The sequence below is a fragment of the Stenotrophomonas rhizophila genome, from assembly GCF_020857975.1.
GTDB classification, from domain to species: Bacteria; Pseudomonadota; Gammaproteobacteria; order Xanthomonadales; family Xanthomonadaceae; genus Stenotrophomonas; species Stenotrophomonas rhizophila_C.
The window spans coordinates 1-11,951 of record NZ_JACWUO010000035.1; the positions used below are offsets into that span (position 1 = coordinate 1).

Annotated in this window: 8 protein-coding genes; 5 read left to right on the forward strand and 3 right to left on the reverse strand. The window is 67.0% G+C overall.

Features of this window, described 5'->3' with window-relative positions:
- Positions 1-318: 318 nt before the first annotated feature.
- The 5 genes from IC535_RS18505 to lpdA all read left to right on the forward strand — a co-directional run bounded on the left by IC535_RS18505 (position 319) and on the right by lpdA (position 8,444).
- Positions 319-1,713 (forward strand): cupin domain-containing protein, encoded by a 1,395-nt coding sequence (locus IC535_RS18505; RefSeq protein WP_228887713.1) that lies wholly within the window; start codon positions 319-321, stop codon positions 1,711-1,713.
- A gap of 2 nt (positions 1,714-1,715) precedes the next feature.
- On the forward strand, positions 1,716-2,624 hold the full coding sequence (locus IC535_RS18510; RefSeq protein WP_228887712.1) for a GNAT family N-acetyltransferase: 909 nt from the start codon (positions 1,716-1,718) through the stop codon (positions 2,622-2,624).
- Between the two features lie 183 nt (positions 2,625-2,807).
- On the forward strand, positions 2,808-5,639 hold the full coding sequence (locus IC535_RS18515; RefSeq protein ID WP_228887711.1) for a 2-oxoglutarate dehydrogenase E1 component: 2,832 nt from the start codon (positions 2,808-2,810) through the stop codon (positions 5,637-5,639).
- Positions 5,640-5,682: 43 nt separating this feature from the next.
- Positions 5,683-6,882, forward strand: a complete 1,200-nt coding sequence (sucB, locus tag IC535_RS18520) for a dihydrolipoyllysine-residue succinyltransferase (RefSeq protein WP_228887710.1) — start codon at positions 5,683-5,685, stop codon at positions 6,880-6,882.
- Positions 6,883-7,007: 125 nt separating this feature from the next.
- Positions 7,008-8,444, forward strand: coding sequence for a dihydrolipoyl dehydrogenase (gene lpdA, locus IC535_RS18525; RefSeq protein ID WP_228887709.1), 1,437 nt, complete (start codon positions 7,008-7,010; stop codon positions 8,442-8,444).
- 283 nt (positions 8,445-8,727) lie between these two features.
- On the opposite strand, the gene IC535_RS18530 is transcribed toward lpdA, so the two are convergent.
- The 3 genes from IC535_RS18530 to IC535_RS18540 all read right to left on the reverse strand — a co-directional run bounded on the left by IC535_RS18530 (position 8,728) and on the right by IC535_RS18540 (position 11,314).
- Positions 8,728-8,946, reverse strand: a complete 219-nt coding sequence (locus tag IC535_RS18530; RefSeq protein ID WP_228887708.1) for a hypothetical protein — start codon at positions 8,944-8,946, stop codon at positions 8,728-8,730.
- Between the two features lie 193 nt (positions 8,947-9,139).
- Positions 9,140-10,564: a replicative DNA helicase gene (locus IC535_RS18535; protein WP_228887707.1), complete on the reverse strand. Its 1,425-nt coding sequence runs from the start codon at positions 10,562-10,564 to the stop codon at positions 9,140-9,142.
- A 189-nt stretch (positions 10,565-10,753) separates the two neighbouring features.
- Positions 10,754-11,314 carry an NADPH-dependent FMN reductase gene (locus tag IC535_RS18540; protein WP_228887706.1) on the reverse strand — a complete coding sequence of 187 codons (561 nt, stop codon included), beginning with the start codon at positions 11,312-11,314 and terminating at the stop codon, positions 10,754-10,756.
- Positions 11,315-11,951: the final 637 nt, after the last annotated feature.

Consider the following 11,951-nt stretch of genomic DNA (forward strand, 5'->3'; position numbering starts at 1 on the left):
TCGTCGCAATGCGTTACCGGGCGCGGAAGCGCCACCGGCAGTCGTTTGGGAACCGACCCTACCAGGGCCGCCTCCGCATGCGTCAACACCCCCTGGCAGGGGCGCATCCCCGATCGACTGCCGATGACGCCAATCATCGCGGCGAAGGCATGACCCCGGGCGGAGACCAGCACCACCACTGCCCGGCGCACCAGCGCCGTCTGCCGCGACATACCGGCGCAGGTGCACATCCCCCCTCAACCAGCGGACAATAGCCCGGTACGCGCCGGCCACGGCCGCGCCCCGCATTCCCGTCTACACGCTGCAAGGATGTCCCCCATGGCTGCCCGCAAGACCAAGACCCCCGTCATCGAAATCCAGGCCCGCCCGGGCCTGCCGCTGGGCATGCCCGCGGCCACCTTCCTGCGCGACTACTGGCAGAAGCGCCCGCTGCTGATCCGCGCCGCCTTCCCCGATTTCCAGAGCCCGGTCCAGCCCGAAGACCTGGCCGGCCTGGCCTGCGAGGAAGGCGCGCTGTCGCGGCTGATCAGCCACGACCGCGCCAGCGACGGCTGGACCGTCCGCAGCGGCCCGTTCCAGGAAGAAGAGTTCCCCGGCATGCCCGACCACGACTGGACCCTGCTGGTCCAGGACGTGGACAAGTGGGACCCGGACGTGCGCGCCCTGATCGGCCACTTCGACTTCCTGCCGCGCTGGCGCATGGACGATGTGATGATCAGCTTCGCCGCCACCGGCGGCTCGGTCGGCGCCCACGTCGACCAGTACGACGTGTTCCTGCTGCAGGGCCACGGCCACCGCCGCTGGCAGATCGATGCCAGCGAATCGACCAAGGGCAAGCGCCCGCCGTTGGACTTCCGCGACGACGTCGAACTCAAGCTGCTGCGCCGCTTCAAGCCCACCCACGACTGGGTGCTGGCCCCGGGCGACATGCTCTACCTGCCGCCCAACGTGCCGCACAACGGCGTGGCCGAAGACCCCTGCCTGACCTTCTCGTTCGGCATGCGCGCGCCAGCCTCGGCCGAGCTGATCAGCGACTATCTGGACACCCTGATCATGGATGCCGACGAGTCCATCCGCTACCAGGATCCGGACCTGAAGGTCCCGGAAGATCCGAACGAAATCGACGTGGTGGCGATGAACCGCGTGGTCGAGGCGCTCAACGCCATCCGCATGAATGATCCGGACAAGCTCGGCGACTGGTTCGGCCGCTTCATCACCACCTACCGCGCCGCCGGCGAGGTGATGGCGCCCGGCCAGCCGCTGCCGCGCGAGGAGATCGAAGCCGCGCTGGGCGCCGGCCTGGAACTGCAGCGCCATCCCTGGGCGCGCGTGGCCTGGCGCCGTGCCAAGCGCGGTGCCAGCCTGTACTGCAGCGGGCTGGAGTTCGCCCTGCCGGTCAAGGACGCGCAGACCCTGGCCGGCACCGAGCAGTTCGGCGCCGGCCTGTACCGCAAGCTCTCGGCCAAGGGCCGCGACGCGGTGCAGGCCCTGGTCCAGGGCGGCTTCTACCAGCTGCTGGACGACGACTTCGATGACAACGACGGCGACGTGGCCGAATACGAAATCATCGACGGCACCGACGCGGTGGAGGTCATCGACGCCGAGGACACCCAGGCCGACGTGCATGAAGTCAACATCCACGAGGACGGCATCGAAGTCGTCGTCGATTTCGACGACAGCGACGACAACGACGACAGCCCCCCGCGGCAGTGAGCATGGCCGGGTCCGGTTTCCAGGTCGCGGTGGTCCCCTACCCGGCGCAGCATGCCGCGCTGCACCGGGTCCGGCAGGCCGTGTTCGTGCAGGAACAGCTGGTGCCGGCCGAGCTGGAGGCCGACGCGCTGGACTCAACCAGCGTGCACGTGCTGGCCAGCGACGCGCACGGCCAGCCGATCGGCGCCGGCCGGCTGACCCCGGACGGCCGGATCGGGCGGATGGCGGTGCTGGCGCCCTGGCGCGGCCGGGGCGTCGGGGAGGCGCTGCTGCTGGCCCTGGTCGAGGCGGCAAGGGCCGCCGGCCGGGCCGAAGTGAGCCTGCACGCCCAGCTGCCGGCCCGCGTGTTCTACACCCGCCAGGGCTTCCTGCCCCAGGGCGCGGTGTTCGAGGAGGCCGGCATCGCCCACCAGGGCATGCGCCGGGTGCTGGCCGGTGCGGTCAACATCGCCACCGCCGAACAGGCCCTGGCGATCACCACCGCCGTGGTCCACCGCGCCCGCCGCCGGCTGTGGATCCACAGCCACCAGCTCGACCCGGGGCTGCTCGATGCCGCCCCGGTGCTGGAGGCGCTGCGCCGCTTCGGCAGCGCCCGCCATCCCAAGCAGGCCTGGCTGATCGTGCATGACGCGCGCGCCATCGCCCGCGCCGGCTCGCCCCTGCTGGGGCTGCTGCAGCGCCTGCCCAGCGTGTTCCGGCTGCGCCAGGTCAGCGACCCGGTCGACCAGGCGCTGGCCTCGGCCTGCCTGCTCAACGATGCCGGCGACTACTACTTTCGTCTCGGTGGGCACCGTTTCGACGGCGAAGCCGGGCTGGCGCTGCCAGCACGTTCGCGGCCGTTGCAGGACGGTTTGCAGCGCGTATGGGAACGTTCGCGTGAATGCGGCGAACTTCGCGCAATCGGGCTGTAGCCCGCCACCGGCCCGAACCTGTCTGGGAATGACACCGCGGTTCCCGCCACCGGCCCGGTGCTGCCCCTTCCTGTCCCGATGGGGGTACAATTTGGCGAGTTAGCTACCGCCCGCGCAGTGCTATTCATCTTTGCCTGCCGGATCACCGAAGCCTTACCCCACAAGCGAATCCGACACTCCATCGTGGACAATCTACTGAAGCAGTTTGCGCAGTCTTCGCAGCTCGCCGGCGGCAACGCCTCCTATATCGAGGATCTGTACGAGCAGTACCTCGTTTCTCCGGACAGTGTCGATCCCAAATGGAAGACCTACTTCGACGGCTTTGAGGGCCGCCAAGCCGGTGACATTCCGCACTCGGCCGTCATCGCCCACATTGCCGAGGCCGCCAAGAACGCGGCCAACAGCGGCGCTGCCGCCGGTGCCGGCGACGAGCGCGAGCGCAATGTCGGCCGCCTGATCACTGCCTACCGTTCGCGTGGCCACCTCGGTGCCCGCCTGGACCCGCTGGGCCTGACCCCGCCGACCAACCCGCCGGACCTGGGGCTGCCGTTCCACAGCCTGTCCGACAGCGACCTGGGCAGCGAATTCAGCACCGGTGGCGTCGCCGGCCAGCCGCGGATGAAACTGCGCGACCTGCTCGAGCGCCTGCAGAAGACCTACACCGGCTCGATCGGTGCCGAGTTCATGCACATCTCCGAGGTCGAACAGCGCCAGTGGCTGTACCAGCGCCTGGAAACGGCCGGGGGCAACTACAACCTGGATGCCGAGACCCAGCGCCGCACCCTGGAACGCCTGACCGCGGCCGAGGGCCTGGAACGCTACCTGCACACCAAGTACGTCGGCCAGAAGCGTTTCTCGCTGGAAGGCGGCGATGCGCTGATCCCGATGATGGACACCATCATCCGCGACGCCGGCAAGGATGGCGTCAAGGACGTGGTCGTCGGCATGGCCCACCGCGGCCGCCTGAACGTGCTGGTCAATACGCTGGGCAAGAGCCCGCGCAAGCTGTTCGACGAATTCGAAGGCAAGTTCGAACACGACGACCATGCCTCGGCCGGCGATGTGAAGTACCACATGGGCTTCTCGGCCGACATCGCCACCCCCGGCGGCGCGGTCCACCTGGCGCTGGCCTTCAACCCGTCGCACCTGGAAATCGCCGACCCGGTCGTGGCCGGCTCGGTGCGTTCGCGCCAGGAGCGCCGCGGCGATACCGCGCGCAAGCAGGTGATGCCGATCCTGATCCATGGCGATGCGGCCTTCTCCGGCCAGGGCGTGGTGATGGAGCTGTTCCAGATGTCCCAGGCCCGCGGCTTCGCCGTCGGTGGCACGGTGCACATCGTGGTCAACAACCAGGTCGGTTTCACCACCTCAAATCCGCTGGATACGCGCTCCACGCGCTATGCCACCGACGTGGCCAAGATGATCGCCGCGCCGGTGCTGCACGTGAACGGCGACGATCCCGAAGCGGTGGTGTTCGCCGCGCGGCTGGCCTTCGAGTTCCGCCAGAAGTTCGCCAAGGACGTGGTCATCGATCTGATGTGCTACCGCCGTTGGGGCCACAACGAAGCCGACGAACCGGCGATCACCCAGCCGTTGATGTACCAGGTGATCCGCAAGCACCAGACCACCCGCGAGCTGTACGCGGCCAAGCTGGAAGCGGCCGGGGTGATCCCGGCCGACGGTGGCAAGGCGCTGGTCGATGCCTACCGCAACAAGCTCGATGCCGGCGAAGTGACCACCGAGCTGGCCCAGGTCGAAAAGACCCCGGCCACCAGCAAAATGTACGTCGATTGGCCCAAGCTGCTCAACGGCAAGCTGTCCGATGAGGTCTCCACCGCCGTGGGGATGGACAAGGTCAAGCAGCTGGCCACGCTGATCAACACCATTCCCGAAGGCGTGGAACTGCATTCGCGCGTGGCCAAGGTGTACGACGACCGCCGCAAGATGGCCGCCGGCGAGATCCCGGGCGACTGGGGCTTTGCCGAGAACCTGGCCTACGCCACCGTGCTGGACGAAGGCAACAGCCTGCGCCTGGTAGGCCAGGACGTGGGCCGCGGTACGTTCACGCACCGCCACGCGATCCTGCACGACCAGAAGACCGACAACTACTACCTGCCGCTGCGCCAGCTGGTGCAGTCGCCCGAACAGGCCACCATCATCGATTCGCTGCTCAGCGAAGAAGCGGTGATGGCCTATGAGTACGGCTTCTCCACCACCGATCCGAACACCCTGTGCATCTGGGAAGGCCAGTTCGGCGATTTCGCCAACGGCGCCCAGGTGGTGATCGACCAGTTCATCGCTGCCGGCGAAGCCAAGTGGGGCCGCATCACCGGCCTGACCCTGCTGCTGCCGCACGGTTACGAAGGGCAAGGCCCGGAACACAGCTCGGCGCGCCTGGAACGTTTCCTGCAGCTGTGCGCGCTGGAGAACATGCTGGTGTGCGTGCCGTCGACCCCGGCGCAGGCCTACCACATGCTGCGTCGCCAGATGCGCATGACCACCCGCAAGCCGCTGATAGTGATGTCGCCCAAGTCGCTGCTGCGCCACAAGCTGGCCGTGTCCAGCCTGGACGAGCTGGCCAACGGGCAGTTCCAGCACCTGATCGGCGATGCCGGCGCGGTTGCCAGTAAGGTCAAGCGCGTGGTGCTGTGCTCGGGCAAGGTCTACTACGACCTGCTGGAAGACCAGACCAAGCGTGGCCAGGACGATGTGGCCATCATCCGCGTCGAACAGCTGTACCCGTTCCCGCGCGTGGCCCTGGCCGCGGAGTTGAAGCAGTACGGCAAGGCGGCCGATGTGGTGTGGTGTCAGGAAGAACCGCAGAACCAGGGTGCCTGGTACCAGATCCGCCACCACCTGCAGGCCTGCCTGGCCGATGGCCAGAGCATCCATTACGCAGGTCGCGCCCGTTCGGCATCGCCGGCCGCTGGACACATGGCTGACCACATCATCGAACAGCAGAAGCTGATCGCCGATGCCCTGGTCAACCCGTTCAACGACTCGGTCGCTGAATAACTCTCCCCCTCATTCTAGAAAAGACAAACCAGGAAGCTCCCGCATGGCCACCGAAGTCAAAGCCCCGGTACTGCCCGAATCCGTCGCCGACGGCACCATCGCCACCTGGCACAAGAAGGTTGGCGATGCCGTCAAGCGCGATGAAAACCTGCTTGATCTGGAAACCGACAAGGTCGTCCTGGAAGTGCCCTCGCCGGTCGATGGCGTGCTGAAGGAGATCAAGTTCGAGGTGGGCGCCACCGTGACCTCCAGCCAGGTCGTGGCCGTCATCGAAGAAGGCGCCGTGGCTGCTGCCCCGGCCCCGGCTGCCGAAGAGAAGAAGGCCGAGGCCGCGCCGGCCGCTGCTGCACCGGCTGCCGCCGCTGCGCCGGCACCGGCGGCCAAGTCCGCTGCCGATGCCCTGCCCCCGGGCGCGCGCTTCTCAGCCATCACCGAAGGCGTCAACCCGGCCGACGTGTCCGGCACCGGCCGCCATGGCGCGGTGACCAAGGAAGACATCGTCAACTTCGCCCGCAACGGCGGCGCCGGCAAGGCCGGTGGCGCGCGTCCGGAAGAACGCGTGCCGATGACCCGCATCCGCAAGCGCATCGCCGAGCGCCTGATGCAGTCCAAGAACAGCACGGCCATGCTGACCACCTTCAACGAGGTCGACCTGTCCAAGGTCTCGGCCGCGCGCAAGGACCTGCAGGACGAGTTCGTCAAGGCCCACGGCATCAAGCTCGGCTTCATGAGCTTCTTCGTCAAGGCCGCGGCCAACGCGCTGCAGCGCTTCCCGCTGGTCAACGCCTCCATCGACGGCGACGACGTCATCTACCACGGCTACTCGGACATCTCCATCGCCGTGTCGACCGACAAGGGCCTGGTCACCCCGGTGCTGCGCAACGTCGAGCGCATGTCGTTCGCCGACATCGAAAAGACCATCGCCGACTACGCCAAGAAGGCCCGTGACGGCAAGCTGAGCCTGGAAGAACTGCAGGGCGGCACCTTCACCGTGACCAACGGCGGCACCTTCGGTTCGCTGCTGTCCACCCCGATCATCAACCCGCCGCAGAGCGCCATCCTGGGCATGCACGCCATCAAGGAACGCCCGATCGCCCAGAACGGCCAGGTCGTGATCGCGCCGATGATGTACCTGGCGCTGTCCTACGACCATCGCATCATCGATGGCAAGGACTCGGTGCAGTTCCTGGTGGACATCAAGAACCAGCTGGAAAACCCCGGCCGCATGCTGTTCGGCCTGTAAGACCCGCCCCCCCTCCGCGCCTGCGCGGAGGGGTGCTGGTTTCAGGGTGCGACCCCTGCTCTCCCCCCGGCGCCTGCGCGCCACCGGCTTCGACCGAAGCTCGGGAATGCAACAAGGAACTATCAATGGCTGAACAATTCGACGTCGTCGTCATCGGTGCCGGCCCGGCCGGCTACCATGCCGCCATCCGCGCCGCGCAGCTGGGTCTGAAGACCGCCTGCATCGACGCCGCCCTGGGCAAGGACGGCAAGCCGGCCCTGGGTGGCACCTGCCTGCGCGTGGGCTGCATCCCGTCCAAGGCGCTGCTGGATTCCTCGCGCCAGTTCTGGAACATGGGCCATATCTTTGGCGACCACGGCATCAGCTTCAAGGATGCCAAGATCGACGTCGAAGCGATGGTTGGCCGCAAGGACAAGATCGTCAAGCAGTTCACCGGCGGCATCGGCATGCTGTTCAAGGCCAACAAGGTCGCCGCCTACTACGGCTTTGGTGAGCTGCAGCCGGGCAACGTGGTCAAGGTCACCCAGCATGACGGTTCCATCGTCGAGCTCAAGGGCACCAACGTGATCATCGCCGCCGGCTCGGACTCGATCGAACTGCCGTTCGCCAAGTTCGACGGCGACACCATCGTCGACAACGTCGGCGGCCTGGACTTCACCGAAGTGCCGGCCCGCCTGGCGGTGATCGGCGCCGGCGTGATCGGCCTGGAACTGGGCAGCGTGTGGAAGCGCCTGGGTTCGGAAGTGACCATCCTCGAAGCGCTGCCGGAGTTCCTGGCCGCCGCCGATGCCGAAGTGGCCAAGGCCGCCGCCAAGGAATTCAAGAAGCAGGGCCTGGACATCCGTCTGGGTGCCAAGGTTTCCAAGGCCGAAGTGACCGGCAAGGGCAAGAAGAAGGAAGTCGCCCTGACCTACGCCGATGCCGAAGGCGAAAAGAGCCTGATCGTGGACAAGCTGCTGGTGGCCGTCGGCCGCCGCGCCGCCACCAAGGGCCTGCTGGCCGAAGGCACCGGCGTCAAGATCAACGAGCGTGGCCAGATCGAGGTGGACGACCATTGCCACACCGGCGTGGACGGCGTGTGGGCGGTCGGTGACTGCGTGCGCGGCCCGATGCTGGCGCACAAGGGCTTCGAGGAAGGCATCGCGGTGGCCGAACTGATCGCCGGCCTGCCCGGCCATGTCAACTTCGACACCATTCCGTGGGTCATCTACACCGAGCCGGAGCTGGCCTGGGTCGGCAAGACCGAGCAGCAACTCAAGGCCGAAGGCATTCCGTACAAGGCCGGCAGCTTCCCGTTCGCCGCCAACGGCCGCGCCGTGGCCATGATCGAGCCGGCCGGCTTCGTCAAGGTGCTGGCGCATGCCGAGACCGACCGCGTGCTGGGCATGCACCTGGTCGGCGCCAACGTGTCCGAGCTGGTCCACGAAGGCGTGCTGACCATGGAGTTCAACGGTTCGGCCGACGACCTGGCGCGCATCTGCCACGCCCACCCGTCGTTGTCCGAAGCGGTGCACGACGCGGCCATGGCCGTGAGCAAGCGCGCGATCCACAAGGCCAACTGAGCCTTCGGTGGTGCCGGCCGCTGGCCGGCGTTGCCTGAAAACGAAAAGCCCCGCCTCGGCGGGGTTTTTTGTGGGCGAACGAAGTACCACGAACGCACGGACCATCGCCGGAGGCTGGATGCCCTGGTAGGGTCGGTTCCCAAACGACTGCCGACGGCGTTCCCGCGCCCGGTAACGCATGACAATGAACGAAGCGATGCTTATCTCCGGTTGGGGCCATGCGTTCGCCGCGGTGATCGGCACTATCGGCAGTCGTTTGGGAACCGACTTTACCAGGGCGCCGTCAGGCCGCCAGCGGCCGGCCGCCGCCGCCCAGCAGCCGTGCCGGCAGCATCAACAGCGCGCGCAGGAAGGCGAACAGCGCCGAGAAGGTGATGCCGACCAGGCGGAACGGCAGGCTGACCAGCCACACCAGCGGCCAGGCCAGCAGGGCCAGGATCGCCAGCGGCCAGCACAGCACCAGCAGCAGGCACCACACGCCCAGCGCGAACAGGGTTTTCATCGTCGGTCTCCGTCGGCGGCACCCCGCCGCCCGCATAACACCATCGCGCCCTGTCCGGGCACGATGCAACCGTTCTGCGACGAAACCGGTAATAAGCCGATGAAACGGTAGTGCCGGCCGCTGGCCGGCTCTGCACGATGACAGTTCCCATAGGAGCCGGCCAGCGGCCGGCACTACCGTAGCGCCTTCGGCGCTACTCGAACGAACCGACCGAATCGTGCGACAGGTTGTCGAAGCGGGTGTACTCGCCGAAGAACTTGAGCTTGCACGAGCCGGTCGGGCCGCCTCGGTGCTTGCCGATGATGATCTCGGCCAGGCCCTTGTCCGGCGAGGTTTCCTTGTTGTAATAATCGTCGCGGTAGATGAACACGATCATGTCCGCGTCCTGCTCGATAGCGCCCGATTCGCGAAGGTCGGCCATCACCGGGCGCTTGTCGGTACGCGTTTCCAGCGAGCGGTTGAGCTGGGACAGCGCGATCACCGGCACGTTCAGCTCCTTGGCCAGGCCCTTGAGCGAACGCGAGATCTCCGAGATTTCGGTGGCGCGGTTTTCGCTGTTGCCCGGCACGCTCATCAGCTGCAGGTAGTCGATCACGATCAGGCCCAGGTCGTGTTCGCGCTTGAGCCGGCGGCACTTGGAGCGCAGGATTTCCGGCGACACGCCCGGCGTGTCGTCGATGAAGATCTTGGTTTCCTTCAGCATCCGGATCGCGCCGGTGACCCGGCTCCAGTCTTCGTCTTCCAGCTGGCCGGTACGCAGGCGCTGGGCATTGATGCGGCCGTTGGAGGAAATCAGGCGCATCGCCAGCTGCGAGGCCGACATTTCCATCGAGAACACCGCCACGCCCTTCTTGGACTTGATCGCGGCGTACTCGGCGATGTTCAGCGCCAGGGTGGTCTTGCCCATCGCCGGACGCGCGGCCAGGATGATCAGGTCGGTCGGCTGCAGGCCGGAGGTCATCGCATCGAAATCGGTGTAGCCGGTCGGCAGGCCGGTGATGTTGCCGCCGTTCTCGAAGCGGTTGCGCAGCTCTTCGAAGGCGTCCTTCAGCGCGCCGGGCATGGCCACGAAATCGGTGCGCCCGCGCGCGCCCTGCTCGGCGATGGCGAACACCGATTTTTCCGCCGCCGACAGCAGCTCGCTGCTTTCGCGGCCCTCGGGCTGGAAGCCGTCGTTGACGATGTCGGTGCCGACCTGGATCAGCTGGCGCAGCACCGCCTTGTCGCGCACGATCTCGGCATAGGCGGCGATATTGGCCGCCGACGGCGTGGTACTGGCCAGTTCGATCAGGTAGGCACCATCACCGACCAGCTCCATCCGCCCCTGCGATTCGAACCACTCGCCCAGCGTCACCGCATCGAACGGGCGGTCGCGGTCGGACAGCTCGCGGATCGCGCGGTAGATCATCTGGTGGTCGCGGCGGTAGAAGTCGGTCTCGGTCAGCTGGTCGTTGATCCGGTCGTAGCTTTCCGGGGCCAGCATCAGCCCGCCCAGCACCGCCTGCTCGGCCTCGATCGAATGCGGCGGCACGCGCAGCTGGTCGATCCGCGATTCGTCGCGGTCGAAGCGGTCACCGCGATCTTTGCGGTCGGAACGGAAGCCAGAGCGGGCGGACATGTCGGGGCGTACTTCCTGCAGTGCGGAGCATGGGGCATGGTAGGCACGGAGCGACCGCCACAGCCATGCACAACCCTGTGGATAAGCGGTGGATGAGCTGGGCATACCTGCATGGCGGGCATGCATCGCCGCGCGTGTCGCACGACCGCCGGTCGTGCGTCCGGCGCCATTATCGCAGAAGCACCCGGCTCAATGCTGACTGCCGTGGGTAGCGATCCAGGCCAGGAAACGGTCGATGAAGCCCTGCAGGAACTTCTGCGTGCCCTCGTTGGCGATGTTGCCCGCCTCGTCGATCAGGCCGTCCTTGAAGTGCAGGAACACCTCCGGCTGGCCCAGCACCGGCATGTCCAGGTAGGCCAGCACATTGCGCAGGTGCTGCTGGGCCAGCGCGGTGCCGATCACCCCGATCGAGGCCCCGACCACGGCAGCCGGCTTGCCGGCGAAGGCGCTGTCGCCATACGGGCGCGAGCCCAGATCGATGGTGTTCTTGAGCACCCCGGGGATGGAGCGGTTGTATTCGGGGGTGACGAACAGCACCGCGTCGGCGTCGCGGATCTGCTGCTTCAGGCGCACGCCCTGGGCGGGATAGTCCTTGTCGAAGTCCTGGTCATAGAGCGGCAGGTCGCCGATCTGGACATACTCGAAACGCGCCTTGCCGGCCGCCAGTTTTTCCAGCGCATGGGCCAGCGCCTTGTTGTGCGAGCCCTTGCGCAGGCTGCCAACCAGTACCGCGATCTTCACTTCGGCCATGGGGAGGTCTCCGTTGGGGGAAAGCCCAGCCTAGGCGGGCGCGCCGTTGGTGCCGGTGAAGACGGCAGGTCGGGCGCCACCATTGGGGGTTGCCGCAGTCGATCAGAGGCGATCCGGGTAGGGTCGGTTCCCAAACGATTGCCGGTACGGCCGATCGGTGCTGGGACGCAGGATCATGCCGAAGCAGCGCCTTCGTCTGGGGTCATGCCCCAAAGAGGCCTTCACCGCCAACGGCAGTCGATCCGGATGCGACCCTACCAGGGCGACGGCGGCCGGCTTGGTAGGGTCGGTTCCCGAACGACTGCCGGTACGGCCGATCGGTGCTGGGACGCAGGATCATTGCCGAAGCAGCGCCTTCGTCCTGGGTCATGCCCCAAAGAGGCCTTCACCGCCAACGGCAGTCGATCCGGATGCGACCCTACCGGGGCCGGCGGCCGGCTTGGTAGGGTCGGTTCCCGAACGACTGCCGGTACGGCCGATCGGTGCTGGGACGCAGGACCATGGCCGAAGCAGTGCCTTCGTCCGGGGTCATGCCCCAAAGAGGCCTTCACCGCCAACGACAGTCGATCCGGATGCGACCCTACCGGGGCCGGCGGCCGGCTTGGTAGGGTCGGTTCCCGAACGACTGCCGGTACGG